At 36.6% G+C, this 24,266-nt stretch carries 20 protein-coding genes; 9 read left to right on the top strand and 11 right to left on the bottom strand.

The genetic code is table 11. The features are described from left to right. Positions 1–494: 494 nt before the first annotated feature. Both DUT69_RS07045 and ettA read left to right on the top strand, forming a co-directional pair. Positions 495–2,864, top strand: a complete 2,370-nt coding sequence (locus DUT69_RS07045) for a tetratricopeptide repeat protein (protein WP_113652378.1) — start codon at positions 495–497, stop codon at positions 2,862–2,864. Between the two features lie 325 nt (positions 2,865–3,189). Beyond that, complete coding sequence (gene ettA, locus DUT69_RS07040) at positions 3,190–4,869, top strand: energy-dependent translational throttle protein EttA (RefSeq protein ID WP_113652377.1); 1,680 nt, start codon at positions 3,190–3,192, stop codon at positions 4,867–4,869. Positions 4,870–5,145: 276 nt separating this feature from the next. Here ettA and DUT69_RS07035 read toward each other — a convergent pair whose 3' ends face one another. The 4 genes from DUT69_RS07035 to DUT69_RS07020 all read right to left on the bottom strand — a co-directional run bounded on the left by DUT69_RS07035 (position 5,146) and on the right by DUT69_RS07020 (position 7,627). Beyond that, positions 5,146–6,033, bottom strand: a complete 888-nt coding sequence (locus DUT69_RS07035) for a TIGR01777 family oxidoreductase (RefSeq protein WP_113652553.1) — start codon at positions 6,031–6,033, stop codon at positions 5,146–5,148. Between the two features lie 273 nt (positions 6,034–6,306). Beyond that, the gene (locus DUT69_RS07030; protein WP_113652376.1) at positions 6,307–6,705 is read right to left on the bottom strand and encodes a hypothetical protein; all 399 of its coding nucleotides are present in this window, start codon (positions 6,703–6,705) and stop codon (positions 6,307–6,309) included. Positions 6,706–6,717: 12 nt separating this feature from the next. After that, positions 6,718–7,071, bottom strand: coding sequence for a hypothetical protein (locus tag DUT69_RS07025; RefSeq protein ID WP_113652375.1), 354 nt, complete (start codon positions 7,069–7,071; stop codon positions 6,718–6,720). Positions 7,072–7,123: 52 nt separating this feature from the next. Beyond that, positions 7,124–7,627, bottom strand: a complete 504-nt coding sequence (locus DUT69_RS07020; RefSeq protein WP_113652374.1) for a GbsR/MarR family transcriptional regulator — start codon at positions 7,625–7,627, stop codon at positions 7,124–7,126. A gap of 564 nt (positions 7,628–8,191) precedes the next feature. Here DUT69_RS07020 and DUT69_RS07015 point away from each other — a divergent pair. Beyond that, on the top strand, positions 8,192–8,575 hold the full coding sequence (locus DUT69_RS07015) for a response regulator (RefSeq protein ID WP_113652373.1): 384 nt from the start codon (positions 8,192–8,194) through the stop codon (positions 8,573–8,575). Between the two features lie 89 nt (positions 8,576–8,664). Here DUT69_RS07015 and DUT69_RS07010 read toward each other — a convergent pair whose 3' ends face one another. After that, complete coding sequence (locus DUT69_RS07010; RefSeq protein ID WP_113652372.1) at positions 8,665–8,895, bottom strand: DUF1456 family protein; 231 nt, start codon at positions 8,893–8,895, stop codon at positions 8,665–8,667. A 71-nt stretch (positions 8,896–8,966) separates the two neighbouring features. Next, positions 8,967–10,274: a DEAD/DEAH box helicase gene (locus DUT69_RS07005; RefSeq protein ID WP_113652371.1), complete on the bottom strand. Its 1,308-nt coding sequence runs from the start codon at positions 10,272–10,274 to the stop codon at positions 8,967–8,969. A 474-nt stretch (positions 10,275–10,748) separates the two neighbouring features. Between DUT69_RS07005 and DUT69_RS07000 the strand changes: the two genes are divergently transcribed. Beyond that, positions 10,749–11,222, top strand: coding sequence for a ribonuclease H-like YkuK family protein (locus DUT69_RS07000; RefSeq protein ID WP_113652370.1), 474 nt, complete (start codon positions 10,749–10,751; stop codon positions 11,220–11,222). A 65-nt stretch (positions 11,223–11,287) separates the two neighbouring features. Here the strand turns inward: DUT69_RS07000 and DUT69_RS06995 are convergent, their stop codons facing one another. After that, positions 11,288–12,646 (bottom strand): ammonium transporter, encoded by a 1,359-nt coding sequence (locus tag DUT69_RS06995; RefSeq protein ID WP_113652369.1) that lies wholly within the window; start codon positions 12,644–12,646, stop codon positions 11,288–11,290. Positions 12,647–12,948: 302 nt separating this feature from the next. Between DUT69_RS06995 and DUT69_RS06990 the strand changes: the two genes are divergently transcribed. Beyond that, positions 12,949–13,410, top strand: a complete 462-nt coding sequence (locus tag DUT69_RS06990) for an SRPBCC family protein (protein WP_113652368.1) — start codon at positions 12,949–12,951, stop codon at positions 13,408–13,410. Between the two features lie 152 nt (positions 13,411–13,562). Here the strand turns inward: DUT69_RS06990 and DUT69_RS06985 are convergent, their stop codons facing one another. The 4 genes from DUT69_RS06985 to DUT69_RS06970 form a co-directional block, all read right to left on the bottom strand. After that, positions 13,563–14,513 carry a TIGR01212 family radical SAM protein gene (locus DUT69_RS06985; RefSeq protein ID WP_113652367.1) on the bottom strand — a complete coding sequence of 317 codons (951 nt, stop codon included), beginning with the start codon at positions 14,511–14,513 and terminating at the stop codon, positions 13,563–13,565. Positions 14,514–14,731: 218 nt separating this feature from the next. Then, positions 14,732–15,025, bottom strand: coding sequence for a hypothetical protein (locus tag DUT69_RS06980; RefSeq protein ID WP_162796208.1), 294 nt, complete (start codon positions 15,023–15,025; stop codon positions 14,732–14,734). Beyond that, on the bottom strand, positions 15,025–16,053 hold the full coding sequence (locus DUT69_RS06975) for a hypothetical protein (RefSeq protein ID WP_113652365.1): 1,029 nt from the start codon (positions 16,051–16,053) through the stop codon (positions 15,025–15,027). The genes DUT69_RS06980 and DUT69_RS06975 overlap by 1 nt, the downstream gene beginning before the upstream one ends. Before the next feature lie 545 nt (positions 16,054–16,598). Then, positions 16,599–18,044 carry an APC family permease gene (locus DUT69_RS06970; protein ID WP_113652364.1) on the bottom strand — a complete coding sequence of 482 codons (1,446 nt, stop codon included), beginning with the start codon at positions 18,042–18,044 and terminating at the stop codon, positions 16,599–16,601. A 267-nt stretch (positions 18,045–18,311) separates the two neighbouring features. On the opposite strand from DUT69_RS06970, the gene DUT69_RS06965 reads away from it, so the two are divergent. The 4 genes from DUT69_RS06965 to DUT69_RS06950 all read left to right on the top strand — a co-directional run bounded on the left by DUT69_RS06965 (position 18,312) and on the right by DUT69_RS06950 (position 24,239). Beyond that, the gene (locus tag DUT69_RS06965) at positions 18,312–20,573 is read left to right on the top strand and encodes a sodium-translocating pyrophosphatase (protein ID WP_113652363.1); all 2,262 of its coding nucleotides are present in this window, start codon (positions 18,312–18,314) and stop codon (positions 20,571–20,573) included. Positions 20,574–20,701: 128 nt separating this feature from the next. Further along, positions 20,702–22,159, top strand: coding sequence for an amino acid permease (locus tag DUT69_RS06960; protein ID WP_113652362.1), 1,458 nt, complete (start codon positions 20,702–20,704; stop codon positions 22,157–22,159). Between the two features lie 115 nt (positions 22,160–22,274). Then, positions 22,275–23,594, top strand: coding sequence for a porin (locus DUT69_RS06955; protein WP_113652361.1), 1,320 nt, complete (start codon positions 22,275–22,277; stop codon positions 23,592–23,594). Positions 23,595–23,663: 69 nt separating this feature from the next. Continuing rightward, positions 23,664–24,239: a MarC family protein gene (locus DUT69_RS06950; protein ID WP_394341233.1), complete on the top strand. Its 576-nt coding sequence runs from the start codon at positions 23,664–23,666 to the stop codon at positions 24,237–24,239. Positions 24,240–24,266: the final 27 nt, after the last annotated feature.

The following is a 24,266-nucleotide window of genomic DNA, read 5'->3' as shown; positions in this document are numbered from 1 at the left end:
AACAATTACGCCATTTTGCTTATTAGGCGCAACAGTTATTACTCTAATTAACAAAATTTTTAGACTAATTAAAAACAATAATAGTTTAATGCATTTACGTAAACAAAATGCTTTCAGGTTTTTAGTATATAAAAACGACTATTCACAGCAAAAACAACGATTGTCGTTCTATTGTAAGGTTTTATTCATTATTAAAGCAACTGACAATTTGCGCATGATACTTTGAAATAGTAGAAATTTTGACAGACAATTTATCCATTTACCCAACTCTGTGAATTAGCCTATTTTTTTTAAGAGCAGGTTTGCCATTTCGATTGAAGTTAGCCCTGCCATCAATTACAGTTCCCGATGATAATTGGGTTTATAAAAAAACATGTAATAAAACCAATTGTCGCGATCCTCATTTAACATTAGTAAACCAGTATAACTTTATAAGCTAAAAATTTTGTAATTAATTTTTAATTTACTCTTTTGCATCACCTATACTAACATGCATGGATAAATTTGCTAACGAACTCGATCAGATAGTTGTACTATATCATACACTAGATTTTTCTAACGATAATAACCTTCTATCTGAAATTACGAATAAAAATACTTGCGAAAACATTTTAGCGATTGTGCAATCTATTCTAAAAATAGAGCCAACTCATGCTATAGCATTATTATGGAAAGTACAAATTAACGGCACGCCTATTTATGAGAATACCTCATCTATACAAGAAGATTGCAACTTGATCATAAACACATCATCTGATACAACTAGCAAATTAAAAGCTTACGATTGGTTAGTTTACATCTACGAAGAAAAGCTTTCGTTAACAGAACTTGCGATTGAGACTTTACAAAATAAATTAATAGATGTTGCAAATATTAAAGACGATCGCTCATTACAAGATCAGGTGTTTGGCGACACCTACCATAGACTAGCTCATATTTACAAGGCAAAAGGCGAAGAAAATCAAGCTATTGATTACTACCTAAAATCATTTAATTACGCACCAAAAATACTAGCTAGAAATTACGACGGCGGTTTACTTTTGTTAGAACATGAAAGATTTGACGAAGCTGCAAAACTGCTTGCCGAACATTTTGAGCTAGCCGAACCCATACAATCTAAAGTATATGCAAAAGAAATAGAAACGCTATTTACCGATGGGAAACTAGGCAAACATTGGGAATTATTCAGTTTGTTTTATCCAACAGCATTTGACATTCCTGTAGAGTTTGGCTACAAAAACCGACAAGAATTTGTTGCCAAATACCTTCCTGTTATTATTAAAGAAACAGAAACCAACCCTACTAATGCTACAGCTTGGCGAATGCTGGGCAACAACTACTTGTACTTTGATAAAAACGCAAAAAAAGCTTTCGAAAACTTAACGAAATATTACGAAATAACTAAATCTGTCGACAATTTATCGATAGAACGTTATTATGATGTAGCCGAAGCTTTAAATATTGATTTGAGAAGCATCGACTTTGCCATCCACACAAACGGTGCAGATAGTTATCATATCTTGACAACGTATTTAGAAAAAGGCAATAATGCGCAAGACAGAGACGATCATTTTTCGGCGCAAATGTATTATGAAACAGCTAAAAAATATGGCTTACATGGCTACCAGGTATTCGACGATTATTTTAGTAAAAAAGTTGGCTTAACTATAAATAACGAACCGCATACGTTCGCTATGCTTTGCAATAATTTAGGCATCATAATTAAACAGGTTTCTTGGTATCAGCATAACAATTACCTTAATCACGAATGTAAATTCGCTTCAGATGCGCATTGGCAAGGCTATCAAATTTCTCCATTTTGGGAAAATCTAGATAACGGAATGGAAATTTCTTGGCGAAATGAAAATGGCGAAAATTTAGAGAAATTCGCTTTAGAGGTAATTGCTAAATTCGATTACTTTCACGAGGTAGTTGCAATAGAAAAATGGTACCAAACTATGTTCTACCTCATTACAGCTTACAGAAAACTAGAAAAATATGAAGATGCTAAAGAGGTTTACCTTAAAACTGTAAACAAATTTGAAGAAAGTGGCGATGAAAATAAAACTATAGTAAGCTTTGTTTTGGAGGTTGCAATAGTTTATTTTAACTTTTTATTAGCTAGAGGCATGCATAACCAAAGCATTAGCTATGTAAATGATTTGTTTGATAATCCGGTTTACAAAAAGATGCAACCCGAAAAAGCAGATGGTTTTAATTACTACTTTTTGGCAAAAGCATATCTTGGTCTAAACGACAAAACTGAAGCGCAAAGGTATTTCAAACTAATTACAACTAATTTTGCAACTTCAGAATTACATTACATAAAGGACTTAGTAAACGATGCAAAAACCAATTTAAACATTATAGATGCAGGAGAAAACTTCGACGAGAAAATTGTATCACTTTATAAAACTATCCCGAGCCGCTTATTCGAATATCCTCTAAAAGCGAAAGAAGAAAATATCAAGTACTTGAAAACGCTTTTAGCTTTGGTAACCAATAGCAAAATGCCAGCATCTTCTGCTTGGGTAGAGAAAAATATGTACATCAGTTTTGAGCTTAGAGAAAAAAGAGATACTATCGACGAAATCTACGATTCTTTTTTTTACATCTATTTAAAAGATGAAGATTTAGGCATAAGATACGAGCTTGTAGAGTGGCAGGAAATGGTAAGTGGTTTTTTAGGTTTAACCAAAAAACTAACCCATCGAAACGCTTTTTATATATGTTTTTATACCAACTATAACGTTAATGGATCTGATACGAGAACAGAGTTTGAGATGGCATCAGAAAACCTGCAGGTAAAAGCGCAATATTTATGGAAAGAATGGATGAATAAACTTTATTTTTATACAGCCTAATGCAGTTTTTTTTTTGAAAAGCTAACTGTATAATATCGGATAATTCAGCCCTGCTATACACTACAATTCCCGATGAAAAATCGGGAGATTTACGTTGCTATCAGGTTTAGAATGAAAATATTCTGCAACTAACTTAAGTTGCAGGGTTCCTTAATCAACATGCTGCGCTAGGGATTGAAGCGGCATCCCCCGATTTTTCATCGGGGATACAGCGGAAAGCCCGCTCGAGCGCCCCAATAATTGAAAATTTAATTCTTCCCAACTTTTAACCTTAAACTTTCAACTCTCTTTCCTTTTCAGCATCTTTGCACAAATACTAATTATTATGTCAGACGAAAAAATAATTTTTTCAATGGCTGGAGTGAGTAAAATCTATCCACCACAGAAACAAGTTTTAAAAAATATCTACCTATCATTTTTTTACGGGGCTAAAATCGGCGTTGTTGGTTTAAACGGTTCAGGTAAATCATCTTTATTAAAAATTATTGCTGGTTTAGATAAATCTTTTCAAGGCGAAGTAGTTTTTAATGCAGGTTATAGCGTTGGTTATTTAGCACAAGAGCCAATTTTAGATGAAACTAAAACCGTTCGTGAAGTTGTAGAAGAAGGGGTTGCAGAGGTTACCGCTATTCTTAAGGAATACGAAGAAGTTAACGAAGCTTTCGGTTTAGAAGAAAATTATTCTGACCCGGATAAAATGGATAAATTGATGGCTCGCCAAGGTGAGTTGCAAGATAAAATTGATGCTGTTAATGCTTGGGAATTAGACACCAAATTAGAAAGAGCGATGGATGCTTTGCGTTGTGCAGATCCTGATACTTTGATCGGTGTACTTTCTGGAGGTGAACGCCGTAGGGTTGCATTGTGCCGTTTATTGCTTCAAGAGCCAGATGTTTTATTGTTAGATGAACCTACCAACCACTTGGATGCAGAGAGTATCGATTGGTTAGAGCAGTTTTTACAAAACTATAAAGGAACGGTTATCGCGGTTACCCACGATAGGTATTTCTTAGATAATGTTGCAGGTTGGATTTTAGAATTAGACAGAGGCGAAGGTATTCCTTGGAAAGGAAATTACTCTACTTGGTTAGACCAAAAAGCGAAACGTTTAGCACAAGAGGATAAAACGGAAGGCAAGCGCCAGAAAGCGTTAGAGCGTGAGTTGGAGTGGGTACGTATGGCACCGAAAGCTCGTCATGCAAAATCTAAAGCTCGTTTGGCCAATTACGATAAATTGGCTTCTGAAGATGGAAAAGAGCGTGAAGATAAATTGGAATTATTTATTCCGGCTGGACCGCGTTTAGGTAATGTAGTTATCGAAGCTACTGGCGTAACCAAAGCTTACGGCGACAAAATTTTATTCGAGAACTTAAACTTCTCTTTACCTCCTGCCGGAATTGTTGGTATTATTGGGCCAAACGGTGCGGGTAAAACTACTCTATTCCGTTTAATTACTGGGCAAGAAACGCCAGATAAAGGAACTTTTAGAGTTGGTGAAACGGTAAAACTGGGTTATGTAGATCAAATGCACAATGATTTAGATCCTGAAAAAACAGTTTACGAAAACATTACCGATGGTTTAGATAATATGCTTTTAGGCAACAAACAGGTAAACTCAAGAGCCTACGTTTCTAAATTTAACTTTAACGGTGGCGATCAGCAGAAGAAAGTTGGTGTGCTTTCTGGTGGTGAGCGTAATCGTGTTCACTTAGCCATAACTTTAAAAGAAGGCGCCAACGTTTTGTTACTGGATGAGCCTACGAATGATATCGACGTAAATACCTTACGTGCTTTGGAAGAAGCTTTAGAAAACTTTGGTGGCTGTGCAGTGGTGATTAGTCACGATAGGTGGTTTTTAGATAGAATTTGTACACACATTTTAGCTTTTGAGGGTAACTCTGAAGTTTACTCTTTCGAAGGTAACTATTCTGATTACGAAGAAAACCGCAAGAAAAGATTAGGTGATGTGGGACCTAAGAGAATTAAGTACAAGAAAATAGTGTAATAGTTTACCTTCATTTCGAGTGAGTAAAGCGACGAGAAATCTGTATTGAGGATATGCAGAGGCTGTATTAGTCCTAATAATTAGAGCTCTCCTCGATGAAAAATCTCGTTCGAAACGACGGTCTATTTTCTGTTTGTATTCCAAATATAGCTTTGACAAAGTTTTAGCAGATTGCGAAGAACTTTGTCAAAGCTTTTTTTTTGTAGTCATGTCATTCTGAGCCTGTCGAAGACCTTTGTTAGATGCTTCAACAAGCTCAGCATAACAATCGATTTTTTAACCTAAAATATCCTCTAAAGCTTCATTAATAGTTGGAAACTTAAACTGATAACCTGCATTTTCTAGCTTGTCGGGTAAAACCCACCGGCTTTTTAAAATGAGTTCTGTCTCTGTACCAATTAACACCGCTCCCATTTTTAACATCCATTCTGGCGATGGCAAACCAATACTTACTTTCATAATTTTGCGTAGCGATTTCATCAAAGTAGCATTATCAACCGGATTTGGTGCAGAGCAGTTAAAAACTCCACTTAACTCTTTTTCCTGTTGCAAAAACAGAATGATGTTGAATAAATCTTCTACATGCAACCAACTGAACATTTGTTTTCCACTACCTTGCTTACCACCTAAACCAAAACGCACCAGATTAACAAAAGGTTTCATTACACCACCACCTTTACCTAAAATTATGGCCATTCGCAAAGCGATTTGTCTTGTTTTTGGTAACTGAAAATCGAAAAAAGCTTTTTCCCAATTGGTAGCTACATCAACAGAAAAACCAGTCCCAATTTCGCCTTCTTTCTCCGTCATCGGCTCATCCATAGCGTGCCTATAAATGGTGGCTGTACTAGAATTAATCCAGAGCGCTGGCGGATTTTCGCAGTTTAGAATTGCATCGCCTAAAATTTTGGTGGTTATTATTCTAGAACTTAAAATCTCGTCTTTGTTTTTTTGGTTGTACCTACAATTAACAGACTTTCCAGCTAAGTTAATGAGCATTTCAGCACAATTTAGCGCACTTTCAATTCTGTCTTTATCATCCCACTGAATGTGGGCTCTATTTCGTGAGATGATAATAACTTGATAACCTAACGTCTTAAACTTTTCGGCAAGGTATTTACCGATAAAGCCTGTACCACCTGCAATTACTATTTTCTTTTCCATTTTTGTTTTGTTTAAACTTGCCGTTGTATCATAAACCCGTATTGCAGTGAAAATACTTTTTTGCAAACCTCGTACGTTTAAAAAAACCCACGAGGTTTGAAAACAAAAAAGATTGTAACGGAAAGCGGGACTAAAGTTGCCATGAAACACTGCCATTGTTTTTCAAAATTCAATTTCTTACTCAATTCGTCATGCTGAATTTATTTCAGCATGTTTTGCATTTCAGACCCTGAACTAAATTCAGGGTGACGGGACAGGGTGACGACCTAGAAGTTACTGCCCTACAAATGTTGGTGGCGTAGGTAAAGGTCTTGGTCCTTGGTTGGCTTTTCTTTTCCCTCTAAAAAAGAAGTAGAGATTTATGAATAACATGATACCTAAATATATGGCAAATCCACCGATTTTATAGCTCAACGCTTCTACCAAACTTTGATAAGTTGTAATGTAAGGGTTCAATTTTAAAATCATTAATGCAAACCCCAAATTTAGCAAATAAAAGCCTGTTTCGAATAATTTATTGGTTGCTATCGCGATTTCATTTCTGCCTTTAAAAATATCGAGCATATAAATTTTACTGTTTTTGAAAAGTGTGCGAGACACGTAAAAAGTTAAGCCTAAAGCTATTGGAACATAAACTGCGTAACCGATTAAAATTTTTGTTGTTGCTTCCATGATTTCTAGATTTTATGTGGTTTTTATTAATTTTTGAATGCTTGTTGTTAAGATGAAAATGTTTAAATAGTGCAAAACAGAAAGAATACACACGATAACTGCTGTTTTAAAGGCGATAACCTCTACCAAACGAGCTAAGGAAATGATATGCTCCCAGCTGGCCAAAGTCATTGAAGCATAGCCGATGTTTACTAAATAATAGCCCACCAATAAGGTTTTATTAATCTGTTGGCAAAGCGCTAAATGATCTGGAATAAGCGATGCCACGAAAATATTTCCGTTTTTATAACAGATTTTGCCCACTACCACGATGATAAATACAATAATTAAAGTGAAGACGCCATAACCGATTAAATTGTAATTCATAACCTTGTATTTTAAACTTTCAGAAATTATTGAAACTTATAATTAAATTTTTTTACTTCATCATTTTTACAATCAACTTCGTTAGCCAATTGTCTTTGTATTCTGTTACTTTATCAATCATCGTATCTGTTTTTGCTACGAAATCATACAATTTTGTAGTCTGTTCTTTAAAGTGTTTTGCCTCCGCAGAAGAATTGTCACTTATTGAAGAAACCTCTTTTAAAACTTTTAGCGCAGGCTTTATCTCTCGTTTACTTCGTTCTTTGGCAATTTTAATAGCTAATTCGTCTAAATCTTTTTCGGCGGTAAAAAATTCTCTTCTCTCCCCTGCCTTAAATTCTTTGTAAACAATTCCCCAATCCATCAACGCTCGCAAATTCATACTTGCGTTGCCTCTGGAGATTTTTAGCTCTTCCATAACTTCTTCCATAGAAACAGCGGTAGAACTAACCATTAAAAATGCATGGATTTGAGCCATAGTTTTGTTTATACCCCATTGAGAGCCTAATGCGCCCCAGGTTTGTACAAATTTATCTCTTGCTTCCTTAAAATCCATAGTCAAATGTACAACATGTTTTTAAACTTTCAAAAATAATTGAAACTTTATTTAAATTATTTTTTGATTTATGTTGTGAGTTTGTAGATGAGCACTAAACCCAATACAAGTAATAAAAAGAAAATCAGCAAAAATCCTAGCCTAAAATTGTATTGTTTAAAACCGTTAGTCTTCATCCTCAAAACAAAGCTAACTAGCAAGAGGGACAAGCCAGCAATGGTTAAATACGGCGTGTAAGGCTGTAAAAATGCTGTCTGAGACCTAAAAAACTGCACTAATAGAACTGGGCATAACAGGATTAAACCTAAAAGCTGTAAGGTGTAGTGTTTCATTTTATGGATATGAATGAAATAAATTTGGAAATTAATCTACCAAACAATAGTGATTCAGGTTGTAAGCTGTAAAAGTACGAAACTTAACCTACGCTCGAAATTTGAATTGATTTTATTCCCAAAGCCTTGTTACGAGTGGCCGAACATATTAAAAAATAACTTTGAAACTAAAATAAACTGTTATGAATTTCCATTGTTATATATTTATATTACAATCTTATATATTTGCCCTATGAAGAAGATACTTGTTGTTGACGATGACGATGATGTTTTAGAAACCATTCAACTGATTTTAGAAATTGGCGGTTACGATGTAGAGCCGCTAAACGACGCGGAGCTTATTTTTGATAGTATAGATGAATTTAAGCCCGATTTAATTTTATTGGATGTTGTTTTAGGCAAGATTGACGGGCGTGTGGTATGTTCGCAATTAAAATCTCACGACGATACCAAATACATTCCTATTTTAATGATGTCTGGTTTGTACGACCTTAAGGAAGTTCAGGACATGGAATGTGCTCCAGACGATTTTATGTCTAAACCTTTCAAGATGGACATACTTTTAGAAAAGATCGAAAAATTGCTTAACAAAGTACATCGATACAATATTAATTAATACAAAACCGTAATTCCAGTAATAAGTGAAGCGAAAAATCTGTTGTTAATTCCTGAAATAGATTCTTCGCTTCGCTCTGAATGACAAATTTATTTTTTCTCTTCTCTTGGTCCGCGTTTGTAGATAACCAGCCCATTTAAAAAATTACGTAAAATCTGGTCGCCGCATTTTTTAAAGTTGGGATGTTCGTCATTTCTAAAGATATCACCCAACTCGCTTTTAGTTACCGTAAAGCCAACTAGTTTACAGATTTCTATTATTTGATCGCTATTTAAGGATAGTGCTACCCTTAGTTTTTTCATTATATCGTTATTGCTCATTCTTAGTATTTAGTAGTTAGTAAAAAGTATTTAGACTAATCAAGCTTTATGCTTTCGCCTTTCAGCTCAAGCTACATTGCCGTTTCTATCTTAACTTTTTTATTCTTTATTTTTTCGTTGGCTAATGCTTTTATCACCTGCGATGCAAGTTTTCTCTTAACGGCTACGTACGATGCCTGGTCTTTTACCTCAATTAAACCAACATCTTCTTTTTGCAAACCACCTTTTTTAAGTAGCAAACCAACAATATCAATTTTATTAACCTTGTCTTTTTTTCCTGCGCTAATATACAAAGTCTGCCATTCGCTATCTTTTGGCAGTTGATACTTTCCTTGCAACTCCTCAACCTCAATATTCTCCTTTAAAAACGGATATTTCTCCTCATCGGCCAAAATCAAATAGGCAGTACCTTTAGCATTCATTCGAGCTGTACGTCCGTTGCGGTGTAAAAACGCATCTTCTGTGTAAGGTAATTGATAATGAATTATATACTCCACTTCTGGTATATCCAATCCTCTGGCCGCTAAATCTGTAGTAATTAAAATTTTAATGCTACCGTTTCTAAATTTTAATAAGGCACGTTCACGCTCATCTTGCTCCATTCCACCATGAAAAATGTCGTGCGCCAAATCCTGGTCTATCAACAGATCGCTTATCCTATCAACCGTTTCTCTATGGTTACAAAAAATCAATGTAGTCTTACTGCCAATCTTACAAATCAGCTTAAACAAAGTTGATAATTTATCTTCGGCTGTAGTATGAACTTTTTTGAGCTTCAAATCTGGTGCAACCTTTATATCCTGCAAAAAGTTTATTTCTTTTTGATTTTTGAGACCAGTAAAATCAGGTATCTCTGGCATTTGAGTGGCCGAAGTTAAAATACGTTGCTTTACCGAAAGTAGCGCTCTGATGATGTAAGACATGTCTTCCTGAAAACCGAATTCCAATGCTTTGTCAAATTCGTCAAGTACTAAAGTAGTGGCAAAAGATTCATCAAAATTTTCGTGACGGAGGTGGTAAGCAATTCGGCCGGGTGTACCTATTAATACAGCTGGCGGTTGCTCCAAATTATTTCTTTCGGTTTTTATCGGGTGACCGCCGTAACAGCAGTTGACTTTAAAACCGGTGCCCATTTGTTTAAAAACCTGCTCTATTTGCAAGGCCAACTCTCTGGATGGCACCAAAATTAAACATTGAACTCCTTTGATGTTTGGCTTTAGATTATTTAAAACAGGCAGCAAAAAGGCCAACGTTTTACCAGATCCGGTAGGTGCAAGCACAACCACATCATCGCCATTTTTTGTGGCTTTTAACGTTTGTTCCTGCATTTCATTTAAAGCAGCAATCTTTAAGTTGTCTAATATGGGCTGTAGCGTCATAGCGCAAAGGTAGATATAAGTTTTGAGTTGGCAGTGCAATGCTGGAAGTTGTAAGTTATGATTAGTAAATTTTAAGTTATTACCCACCGAACAACAGTAAATTGCGATGAAATAAATCTAAAGTGTATTAAGTGCCTTAGGTGGTTTTTATATTTGGTATTGTAGATTTTTTACGCCGCTACTCGACATATAACACTAAAAGGATGTTCGTTATTATCGGGTTTAAGTAAGGTGTTGCGCTAGGGATTGGAGCAGCATCTCCCGATCTTTCATCGGGAATACAGCGGAAAGCCCGCTCAAGCGCCCAAATAAAACCTAGGATTTAAAAGAATTACTTTAAGACAAATAATCGTATCTTGTTGATAACCAAAAGAATGTTGACAAATAAACAATCGCAAATTAACTATTATTTAATGTTTAGCTTTTATTTTTAGGAAACCTGATTACGGGTTGTTAACCTTAACACCATTACGTATGACTTGGAAGAAATTTAGTGGCGAATTGATCCATTTGCCAATCTTAGAAGAAGTAGAGCGTGCAATTATTCGCGAAACTGAAAATGGCTACAAATTAAAAGTGTGCATAGGCACAGATTCTCAAGTAAAAGGAGCGCTAACTGATTTTGCAACCGTAATTGTTTTGCTTAGAGAGCAGCATGGCGGATTTATGTACATCGCCCAAGAAAGATCATCGTTAAAAATGGGCATTAAAGAACGTATGCTTGTAGAAGTGCAAAAATCTATTGAAACTGCTTATTCTATTTGCGATTTACTGGATTTGTATGATGTTGACCTGGAAGTTCATGCAGATATCAATACTAATCCAATGTTTAAAAGCAACAAAGCACTTAATGAGGCAATGGGTTACATTTTAAGCATGGGTTTTATTTTTAAAGCTAAACCAGAAGCTTTTGCAAGTAGCACCTGTGCAGATAAAATGGTACACTGAGTGCTCATGATTATTTCTGGAAGCTTAAAAAAAGCGGTTTAAATGTTAACTTAAACCGCTTTTTTTTATTTGTTTTCTACTTCCTGACCTGCAACTATCAGTGTGCCCTGAGAGTATTTCTCATTATGTTGCGAAGCATCTAGTCCTTCTTCCTCCTCTTCTGCAGTTACGCGAATTGGTTGGAACAAATTGATGAGTTTGAAGATTAAATAAGAAACCACAAAACTAAAGACGATTACAAGCACCGCTCCTTTTAATTGATTAATAAAAAATTCTGTGCCACCATACAGCAAACCGTCGGTTCCAAGTGGGTTTACGGTTTTAGTGGAAAAGACGCCCGTTAACAACATACCCACTATGCCCCCAACACCGTGACAAGGAAACACGTCCAACGTATCGTCAAGACTGGTTTTTTGTTTCCAAGAAACAGCTAAATTAGAAACTACGGCTGCAAAGGCACCAATAAAAATACTAGAAGGAATACTAACAAAACCCGCACCTGGTGTAATAGCCACCAAACCTACAACCGCACCTATGCAAAAGCCCAAAACCGATGGCTTTTTACCTCTCGCCACATCAAAAAACATCCAAGATAAACCCGCAGCACCTGCGGCAGTATTTGTAGTTAAAAATGCCGAAACTGCCAAACTGTTTGCACCTAAGGCCGAACCAGCGTTAAAACCAAACCAACCAAACCATAACAAACCGGTGCCAATTAATACATAAGGGATGTTAGCCGGCGGAACTTCTTTATGCTCTAAGTGAGATTTTCTTCGCTTTAATACCAATGCACCAGCCAAAGCGGCCATACCCGCAGAAATATGAACTACTGTACCACCAGCAAAATCTATTACACCCATTTTTAATAATATTCCTTCTGGCGACCAAGTCATGTGGGCTAATGGAGAATACACAAAAATGGCAAACAGCACGATAAACAAAATGTAAGATGTGAATTTTATACGTTCTGCCACCGCACCTACCACCAAACCTGGCGTAATAATGGCAAACATTAATTGAAATACCGCAAATAAGGAAAGTGGAATAGTGCCCCAAGCCGGACCAGAGTTTACGCCTTGAAAAAACAGAAATGTTCTCGGATCGCCAATAAATCCGTTCCAGCTTTCGCCAAAAGCTAAACTGAAACCTACAACAATCCATAAAACAGTAATTACCCCAGCTGCAACCACACTTTTGATCATTGTTGATAATACGTTTTTACGGTGCACCATACCACCATAAAAAAACGCAAGTCCTGGAGTCATTAAGAATACCAACGCAGTAGCAATTAAAATAAATGCGATATCGGCGGCATTATAGTTTCCATTATCGAAGTTAGCAGATAAAGGAACAAATAATGCAGTAATTGCAACTGTCATTAAAACCGCAAATGGACCCCACTGTTTGAATAAAACTTTTGCCATATTTTCTTTTGTATGTTATTTTATCTAAATAATCCGCCAAAACTATGAATTATTTTCAATAATTATAAAAACAACACTGTAAAAACTTTAATTAGAAACAATAAAACATAAAAAAAATAAATAAAACTTAGAAAAACACAGTCAATTTCGAATTTTAAACTAAAAAATATTAAAAACAGAAGAAAATAAGATAAAGATTACAGATATTTTCTCAAGAACACAAGAATACAACATTAAGCAAACTCAAAAACATTCAGATTTACTTAAAAAACTGATATCAAAACAAACTCGTATATTATGCCATGAAATCATATCAGCTCCTATTCAAGCAAAATCTACCAATATCATTAGTTGAGGCATGGGACTTTTTTTCTTCTCCATTAAACTTGGAAGAAATTACACCCGATGAAATGGCGTTTATAGTTACCTCGAAATTAGATAAGAACACTAAAATGTATCCTGGTATGATTATCACCTATAAGGTATCGCCAATATTTGGAATAAAATTAAACTGGATGACTGAAATTACACAAGTTGAGGAAGGTAAATATTTTATAGACGAACAACGATTCGGTCCATTTAGCTTTTGGCACCATCAACATCACTTTAAGGCTACTGATGGCGGTGTAGAAATGACAGATATATTAACCTACGGCTTACCGCTCGGCTTTCTTGGCACCATTGCCCATAAACTACTGGTAGGCAAAAAAATAAAATCGATATTTAAGTTTAGAGAGGAAAAAGTGAAGGAGTTTTTTGGATAGTTGTTTTATTGTTGCGTTGCTTAATTGAACTATTGTTTACTGCATAGCCAACTTATTAATAAGTCATCACTAAAAACAGAAAAACTGCTCATTATACTTTATACGGAAGACTTTAGTTTAGAACTTTCGCTTCGAGACTAGGACTTTTGACGCTATACTTGCAAATAAGCCGAACCCTGCACCACGCCCCTGCGTTCAATTTCCTTGTCCATGTAAGTTTGAATAGCAGATTTATTTAGCCCCCAGTTTGGCGCAATAAGCAAATCCCAGTCAGAAATACCAAACAAACGCTGTATTACGATATCAGGTCGCAACATCGGAATCAATTCGCACAGCAAATCCGTGTATTCTTCTAAAGTGAACAGATGAAACGGGTTCTTTTTATACTTCACCCCCATTATAGATCCTTCCACTATGTGCAAGTGATGGAATTTTACAAATTTAATTTGCGGAAAACGGTTAATTTCATGAATATAGCCATGCATCATTTCCCTTGTTTCCCAAGGAAAGCCGAAAATGGTATGCACGCACAAATCCAATTTGCTGTTTTCTAAAAGTTGCACCGCCTCTACAAATTCAGCATGGCTACAACCTCTATTAATTTGATTCAAGGTTTCATCGTAGATAGACTCCATTCCCATTTCCAAATCCACATCATACCTATCGGTGTAACTTTCCAATAGCGCAACTTTCTCCGCATCAATACAATCTGGTCTGGTGCCCACAGAAAAACCTACCACATCTTCGGTATTTACCGAAAGTGCTTCATCGTACATCATTTTCAAATAATGCGTTGGCGCATAGGTATTTGTATTTGGCTGAAAATAAACAATAAATTTATCGGCTTTGTACGAAGTCCGTGCCCTGCGCATGCCCTCGTCTAACTGTTCTTTAATGGTCGGCAATTTTCTAGAAGGCTCTGGCGTAAAAGAATCTACGTTGCAATAAGTACAACCACCATAACCTTTACTTCCATCTCTATTAGGGCAGGTAAAACCACCATCTACAATCGTTTTAAATACACGTTGTCCATTGTATTTTTCACGCAGATATATACCGTAACTTCTGTACCCTTTAATCCCCGAATCTATTGCTGTTCCCATTGCTGGCAAAAATACAAATAAGTATTGGAGTTTAGGATGTTGCGCTTTATTTTGAAGATTTAATGATTTTTATGGTTTGCCATTTATTTGAAAAGCAAAACCCCAGCTACTATTAATGTTAGTCCCGCCATTTGCTCATACTCCTGCAGGCCTTAAGCGCAAATGCCGGTATCCGCGTCTGTCGGGTTTAATGAGCAAAGCCCTTACAAAACAACCAGCTAGTGCTCGCAATATCTACCAACGTTTCCTTTCAAATCTTTCACAAACAATCGCCTTTCTCCGTAATAACGCTCTATTTTATCTACTACACCTATTAGCGAGTCTGATTTTGCAAAAAACAAACTGTCATTTCTTTCATACAAACTTGTTTTATCGAAAATCAAAATATCCGAAACCGAGCCGCTATCGCCACAAAATTTCCATGTAGAATTTTCTAACTTATTTTGCTTTCCGCAAGCCGAAAACAAAAATATTGTTATATATAATAGTGCAAACAGAACGTTCCTATTCATTATTGTTTTAAGGAAATATTTTCAGAGATTAAATAATTGAAATTTAAGATTTTGTTCATCTCTTCTAAATTTGGGGCATTTTTCATTTGTGAGCGTGAAACATCAGCATAGATAAAAACATGCGAGTTTTCTACTTTATAATATTTTAAGCAAAAATAGGACTGCACGATCGCTTCGTCTTTTTCTCCATCGTAACCAACCTCGTACCCCACAACATCATTACCATCTCGTTTAAAAAGTTGCAAGTTGGGTTTATCGGCCAGGTATTTATCCATACTAAATGCTGATGAATCTGAAGAAATCCATATCGTTAACTGTTTTAATCCGTAGTCGTTTTCCTTATGATCTATATCGTAAATGATGGATTTGTCTTTGAGCGTACCGATTTTTATATCTCCAAATACTTCATTTTTTAAATCTCCAGATTCTCTTAATTCTATTTCTGTTGGAATGTTCAAGAAAATCTGCTCCCCCATATTATTCATTAACTCCGCCACTTTGGTTGGCATTTTTTTAATAGGGTTTAATTTTATTTCAGGTTGCTTTTTTAAACTGCTCTTCAGCGCACTTATCTTTTGATCAATTGCTTTCTGATGGTTAATAATCTCTCGAATATTTTTTAGGTATTCTTCTTTAGTAATCTTTTTAAATTCAATTACGGTATTTTTTGAATCGGAAAGCGTGGCATTATCCTTAAATTTTATTTTAAATGTACTACTACCCAAATCATGGCCATACATTTCGTAATAGTCTCTATTTGTAATATGTAGTTGGCGAAGACTTTTAAAGTTTTTAAGATCGACTTGAAACTTATCAGGCATATCAAAAAAGAGGCTGTCATTTTTTTTGATAAAATGAAAATCATGATCGAGAATCTCCTGCATGAACGCACCAGTTAAGCCAACAAATGGTTTTTTGTCTTCGCGATAAATGTCGTCGATTCTCCAATAGGTTTCTTTGTCTTGCGAACTGCAGCTTAAAAAAATTAAAGTAAGGAGTGTAAGGCTTGCTAATTTTATTGCGTTCATTGTTTCTGTTTCACTAATTGATAAACACCTAAAAATAGGCTAAACATATCATACAAATTTGGGTTTTTACAATTCGTTCGCTTTCGTTCGGTATTCGCTTTATTGCAGTTATTATTCGTTAAGTCGTGTACTTTCGCTAATCGCTTTGTCGTAAAGTATTTTGAGAAATCTGCCCGTCTTCAGCCTTCGTAATACCGCGATTTCGAACAAGGGACAAGGAAAGATCTGCTTATTAACTGTTTTTGCAACTATGCCTGTTCAATGACTCCAACTGAGTTGTCTAAACCCGATCGTAGCGGAAATACTTTTTATTGCATGGGTGTTCGAGTCCGCTAGAATGCAAAACATAAAGATTGCAGCAAAGAGCGGGGCTTTCGGATGTGATGTGCAGGAGTTTTGCTTTTCTAAAAGGATAATTATTAAAATCCGGATTCTGTGCTAAAGCAATAACCAACTTATAAAAAAACCTCGAAGATTTTGAAAACCTTCGAGGTTGTAATTTAGACTCTTTAAACGAGCCAACCTGCCTGAAAACCTAAACTAGTTTAAACGGTTAAATCCTTTTTTCTATTAATAAACAAATAAACCGGAACGCCTATTAAAACGATAATAAGACCAGGCCAAGTGTACTGCTGTTTGTACATTAACAATAAAATACAGAAGGCGGAGCCAATTAACAAATATAAAACGGGCGTTACGGGATATAACCACGCTTTGTAAGGTCTTTCTAAATTAGGTTGTTTAAACCTTAAGTAGATTACGCCAAAAACAGTAATCATATAAAATAATACGATAACAAACGAGATCATATCCAAGAGGTTACCATATTGTCCGCTTAAGCATAACACCGAAGCCCAAATCCCTTGCATCCACAGTGATTTTTCTGGAACACCGTTTTTATTGTTTGCGATAGCCGCTTTAAAAAACATCCCATCTTTTGCCATGGTTTGGAAAACCCTTGAGCCCGCCAGCACTAAGCCATTGATACAACCAAAGGTTGATATCATTACCAGCACCGCAATTACAATAGTACCGATACCGCTTCCAAAAATTTGCTCTGAAGCTACAACTGCAACCCTATCATTTAAGGCGAAAGCAATGCTATCTCTGTTTAAGGTGTTTAAGTAAACGAAGTTTACCAACAGATAAAGGATCATTACCGCCGAAGTTCCTAACACCATGGAGCGCACCACATTCTTCTTTGGATTATCCATCTCTCCTGAAATAAAAGTTACATTTTCCCAGGCTACGCTAGAAAAAACCGAGCCCACCATTGCGGCCGCGATGCCCCCCATTATGGTAATTCCTGTAATCGATTCCCATCCACCTTGTAAGAAATTTCCACTTGTATCGGTTTTGAGGTTATTGAAGGCATCCCAGCCAAAAGACATATTCTGACTCCAAAAACTACTTTTCACTAATAAAAAGCCCAAAATAATTAAGCCAATTAAAGCGATAATTTTAGATCCTGTAAATATGTTTTGTAATATTTTTCCGCTTTTTACGCCCTTCGTATTAATATAGGTTAGTAGTAAAATAACCGCAATGGCCAGAATTTGTATCCATGTAATTTTATATCCTCCACTCTGAAAAATTGGAGCAGCGTCATTTAACGCTGGTATAAGATAAGCGGTAAATTTCCCAAAAGCCACGCCAACGGCTGCAATAGTACCGGTTTGAATTACGGTAAACATGCCCCAACCGTAAAGAAAGCCCATCATTTTGCCAAAGATTTCTTTAAGGTATGTGTACTGCCCACCGGCTTTAGGGTACATAGACGACAGTTCGCCATAAGAAATAGCAGCTGCTACTGTCATTACTGCTGTTATTACCCAAACAACAATTAGCCAATATCCAGAACCTAAATTCCTCATAATATCAGCACTTACGATAAAAATACCGCTTCCAATCATTGAACCCATTACGAGCATTGTTCCATCGAACAGGCCGAGCTTTTTCTTAAAAGAACCTTCTTCTTGTTGGTTTTCCATTTTTAGTTTAGTTGTTTGGTTTTTTAGCTTTATATTGGACTAAGATATATTAAATATGAGTTAAAAAAAATAGCTTTAGGTTACAAGCGTTTGCTTTGTGCCTAGCTATTTTAAAAATATTGATAACCAGCGCTGTAAAAATTTGGTTATTAGCAGAACACGCTTATTTTTGTTTTAACTGTATCATTTTTATTTCGTCTGCCGATTATATATTTTTAAAGGTGATGGAAACAGGTTTCGCAACTAACAACCAAATATAAATTAAATATGAATTTTCTAGAAGACAACCTCATTTACTCGATTCCCATCCTGGGACTGATCGGCATTGTTGTGATGGCCGTAAAAAGTGCATGGATTAACAAACAAGATGCCGGCGATGCCAATATGAAAGAATTGGCTGGCTACATTGCAGACGGTGCTATGGCTTTTTTAAAGGCCGAATGGAGGGTACTAAGCATTTTTGCCGTATTTGCCGCCGGGCTATTAGCCTATTCGGGAACAATTACCGAAATTAACGGCCGACCGATTCACTCGAGTTGGATTATCTCCATCTCTTTTATCATTGGTGCCGTATTTTCTGCTTTCGCAGGGTACATAGGAATGAAAGTAGCTACAAAGGCCAACGTAAGAACCACACAAGCGGCCAGAACTAGTTTAAAACAAGCATTAAAAGTTAGTTTTACTGGCGGAACAGTTATGGGCCTGGGCGTTGCTGGCTTAGCCGTTTTAGGCTTAGGTGGCTTGTTTATCGTATTTCTATCGCTTTTTGATGTGATTGGCACAGATGGAGCAGTAAGTGTTATTAACATGAAAACTGCCATTGAAGTATTAACAGGATTTTCTCTTGGAGCAGAATCTATTGCGCTTTTTGCTCGTGTTGGCGGCGGTATTTATACCAAAGCAGCCGATGTTGGCGCCGATTTGGTTGGTAAGGTAGAGGCAGGTATCCCTGAAGATGATGTACGTAACCCGGCAACCATTGCAGATAACGTTGGCGATAACGTAGGTGATGTTGCCGGCATGGGCGCAGATTTATTTGGATCTTACGTGGCAACTATTTTAGCCACTATGGTATTAGGGCAGGAAATTTCTGTTCAGGATAACTTCGGAGGTATGTCTCCCATCCTTTTACCGATGGTAATTTGCGGACTAGGTATTATATTTTCTATTATCGGTACTTGGTTCGTTACCATCAAAAACGAAAAATCGAACGTGCAAAACGCGTTAAACTTAGGGAATTATTCTTCTATTGTTATAACTGCGGTTGCTTCGTTTTTTATTGTTAAATGGATGTTGCCAGAAGCGTTAAACCTAAGAGGTTACGCGTTTTCTAGCATTAACGTTTTTTATGCAATTATTACCGGGTTAGTAGTAGGTACTATTATGAGTATCGTTACCGAATATTACACAGCAATGGGTAAAGGCCCGGTTAACTCTATCATCCAACAATCTTCTACAGGCCACGCCACCAACATTATTGCGGGCCTTTCTGTAGGAATGAAATCAACCGTAATTCCAATTTTAGTATTAGCTGGCGGAATTATGGCTTCTTATTATTTTGCGGGATTGTACGGTGTTGCCATCGCGGCAGCGGGCATGATGGCAACCACAGCTATGCAATTAGCAATTGATGCCTTCGGTCCGATTGCTGATAACGCTGGTGGTATTGCAGAAATGAGCCAGTTGCCACCAGAAGTTAGAGAGCGTACCGATAATTTAGATGCGGTGGGTAATACAACCGCCGCCACGGGTAAAGGGTTTGCTATCGCTTCTGCGGCTTTAACCTCATTAGCTTTATTTGCGGCATTTGTAGGCATTGCAGGTATTTCGGCCATTGACATTTATAAAGCTCCGGTTTTAGCCGGCTTATTTGTAGGCGGAATGATTCCTTTCGTGTTTTCTGCACTTTGTATTCAAGCAGTAGGTAAGGCCGCAATGGATATGGTACAGGAAGTAAGAAGACAGTTTAAGGAAATTCCGGGTATTATGGAGTATAAAGCGAAGCCAGAATACGAGAAATGCGTGGCCATCTCTACAAAAGCATCAATTAGAGAGATGATGTTACCAGGAGCCATTGCGCTAATTACACCTGTTGTTGTTGGTTTTACCTTAGGCCCTGAGGTTTTAGGCGGATTATTAGCCGGCGTTACCGTTTCTGGTGTTTTGATGGGTATTTTCCAATCGAATGCGGGTGGTGCCTGGGACAACGCAAAAAAATCATTCGAAAAAGGAGTGGAAATTAATGGAGAAATGTACTATAAAAAATCTGAGCCCCATAAAGCATCAGTTACAGGAGATACGGTGGGCGATCCGTTTAAGGACACATCTGGTCCATCGATGAATATCTTAATTAAATTAATGTCTATCGTTTCCTTAGTAATTGCGCCATACATAGCAATCAGTGCCACAGGCGATGTTAATAATATGAGAGTAACTAATGAGTTGAGAATAGAAAAGAGAGTAGATTCTTTAGGTAACGAGCAGATAGATACCATTAAAAACGTAACCGACACTACAAATAATTTGTAGATAAATCACAATTGTTACTAAATAAAGGGGATTTCGAATAAAAATCCCCTTTATTATTAAATAATTTTTATTTAGGTTTGGAACTTGTATTAAATCAACAAACTAACTAGTAAACTAATTAACACATTATGAATTTGAAAAAGCCTATTGACATACTTTTGGCAGAAGCAGCTGAAAGTGGTGAAGGCACTTTAAAACGTACGCTAGGGAGCACCAGCCTTGTAGCTTTAGGTATTGGCGCAATTATAGGTGCGGGTTTATTTTCACTAACTGGTATTGCCGCTGCAGAAAATGCTGGCCCTGCTGTAACGCTATCTTTTGTACTTGCTGCTTTGGCCTGTGCTTTTGCCGGTCTTTGTTACGCCGAGTTTGCATCAATGATTCCGGTTGCAGGTAGTGCTTATACTTACTCTTATGCAACAATGGGCGAGTTTATGGCTTGGATCATCGGATGGGATTTAGTATTAGAGTATGCACTGGGTGCTGCTACTGTTGCGGTATCTTGGTCTAGATACCTATTAGAATTCTTACACAAGTATAACATTGACATTCCGCACAACTTAGTTGTTTCTCCGTTCGAGAGCTTAAAACTAGGCGACGGAACAGTTATTAATGCTGGAGACGGCCTTGTTAACCTTCCGGCAATTTTAATCGTTTGTTTATTATCATTTGTATTAATTAGAGGTACAAAAGAATCTGCAACTATGAATAACATTTTGGTAATTATTAAAATTACTGTTGTGTTGGTTTTCATTGCATTAGGTTGGTCGCACATTAACAGCGATAACCACGTTCCTTACATTCCTGAAAACACTGGCGTTTTTGGTGAATTCGGTTGGAGTGGTATTGCTAGAGGTGCAGCGGTTGTATTCTTCGCCTTTATAGGCTTCGATGCGGTTTCTACTGCAGCTCAAGAGGCTAAAAATCCTAAAAAAGGTATGCCTATCGGGATATTAGGTTCGTTAGTAATCTGTACTTTATTGTACGTTTTATTCTCTCACGTAATGACTGGTTTGGTTAACTATAAAGATTTTGCTGGTGATGCAAAACCTGCAGCAACTGCATTTGCGGTTACAGGTTATTCATTCTTACAAGATGGTTTAATCATCGCAATTTTAGCGGGTTATACTTCAGTAATGTTGGTAATGTTAATGGGTCAATCGAGGGTTTTCTATACCATGTCTAAAGATGGTTTGTTACCTAAATTCTTCAGCAACATCCACCCTAAGTTTAGTACTCCTTGGAAAACCAATGTTTTCTTCATGTTCTTCGTAAGTATTTTCGCGGGCTTTGTTCCCGTATCAGACTTAGGTCACATGGTTTCTATTGGTACATTGTTCGCATTCTCTCTAGTTTGTATCGGTGTATTGGTATTAAGAAAAACAGATCCAGACAGACCTCGTCCTTTCAGAACGCCGTTTGTACCAGTAGTACCAATTTTAGGTATTGTAACTTGCGTGGGTTTAATGGCAACATTACCTTTAGAAAGCTGGGAGCGTTTAGTAATTTGGATGGCACTTGGTGTGGCAATCTACTTCTTCTACGGAAAGAAAAACTCGGTTTTACGTAAAAGACTGGAAAAATAAAAAATATAAAAGCTTTGAAAAGCCACCATATAGGTGGCTTTTTTTATGAACTAATTTTTGGCCAAAGCATTAGAATTAAGCAAATAAGCTTTAGATTTGCCAAAAACCATCCGTAATGAAACTTTGCAAAGGCCTAACCTTATTTATTGTTCTTAATATCTTTTTAGTTAATGCCTTTGCACAAAGAAGTATAAATGATGTTTTAGATTCTACTACGGTAAACAATCAATTGTTTATTTCAAAAAAATACGGTTCTGTTTCTTTAAGTGGCTATTTGCAACCACAATTTCAATATGCCCAATCTAACGGTGCGCCAGCAGATTATCAAGGTGGTGCATTTGGCGAAAATGCGAATAACAGATTTAGACTTAGACGTGGTAGGTTAAGAGCTGATTATAGTTTAGTAAACAGCGATGGCACGCCGTCTACGTACTTTGTTTTTCAATTCGACGGTACCGAGCAGGGCGTAAATGTTCGGGATTTCTGGGGTAGGTATTACGAGAAAAACTGGCAGTTATTTTATTTTACTGCAGGTTTAGCAGGTCGACCATTTGGGCACGAACTTCAATTATCTTCTCAGTCTAGAGAAGCTCCAGAGCGTGGCAGGATGTCTCAAATTTTAATGAGAACTGAAAGGGATTTAGGTATAACGCTAACTTTTAGCCCCCGTAAAAAAGATGCAAAACTTAAAAACATCAAGTTTGATTTGGGAGTTTACAATGGCCAAGGTTTGTCTGGCCCACAAGAGTTTGATAATAGCAAAGATGTGGTAATGCGCTTAAGCCACAAAGCATATAAATTTAAAGCTATGCCAATTAGCATAGGTGGCGGGGTGAGTACTTTGTTGGGTGGCTTAAATCATCAATTACCTGTTAAATACGAAATGCAAAAGGTTAATAACGTTTGGGCAATGACTAAAGATTCTGCAACTTCTATTTTTAATCAGGTATCTCCAAGAAAATATTATGGCGTAGATGTTCAATTTGCAACGCAAAGCGAAAGCTGGAAATCAGAATTGAGAGCAGAATATATTACCGGTCTTCAGACAGGAACGGCATCGGCAAGTAACACACCCGGCACAGCCCCTACAGATAAAGAATCGGTTAAACAACCTTACTATATCAGAAACTTTGGCGGTGCCTACATTACTTTTATACAAACTTTATACAGCACAGATAACCAATTAATTCTAAAGTATGATTACTATGACCCTAACCTTAAAGTTAAGGGCAATGAAGTTGAAGCTGCAAAGGGCTTATCTGGTGGCGATGTAAGGTTTGATACTTTTGGCGTCGGTTTTATGCATCATTTTAATCCACATTTAAAAGCAGTAGTATATTACGATATGATCAAAAACGAAAAAACCAAGTTGAGCAAATTTCAACAGGATTTAGATGATAACGTATTAACAATTAGAACCCAATTCTACTTCTAACAAATTAATTAACACAGAATTAAAATAGATAAACTTAATTGATTTAACTTTGTAGCAAATTTTAAGCTCATGGAACACCTGCAATTCAATTTTAGTCAAATTTTATCTACCACAATGGTACTTTTTGCCATCATTGATATTTTAGGTTCTATTCCAATCATTATCGAATTAAGAAAAAAAGCAGGACATATCCAGTCAGAGAAAGCTGCGCTAGTTGCCGCTGCTTTAATGATTATTTTTCTCTTCGCTGGAAAATCCCTATTAAACGTTATCGGTGTTGATGTTGAATCATTTGCAATTGCAGGCTCTTTCGTAATCTTTGCATTGGCTATGGAAATGGTTTTAGGCTTAACCATTTTTAAAGAAGATGCTCCAGAAACGGTTTCCATTGTACCATTGGCATTTCCGCTTATTGCTGGTGCAGGAACCATGACAACCCTACTGTCGTTGAAAACCGAATATGCCACACAAAATATCATCGTAGGTATTATCTTAAACATTGTGTTTGTTTATTTTGTATTAAAAAACACAACCAGATTAGAAAGGCTTTTTGGTAAAACCGGACTTAATATTTTGCGTAAAGCATTTGGTATTATCCTTTTGGCTATTGCGATAAAATTATTTAGAACTAATACCGGACTGTAACAAATTTTGCGTAAATTGTTCTAACCA

Source organism: Pedobacter namyangjuensis, assembly GCF_003313325.1.
Classification (GTDB): Bacteria; Bacteroidota; Bacteroidia; order Sphingobacteriales; family Sphingobacteriaceae; genus Pedobacter; species Pedobacter namyangjuensis.
The sequence above is the reverse complement of the archived record's forward strand: the minus strand, read 5'-3'. Positions and strand labels throughout refer to the sequence as shown.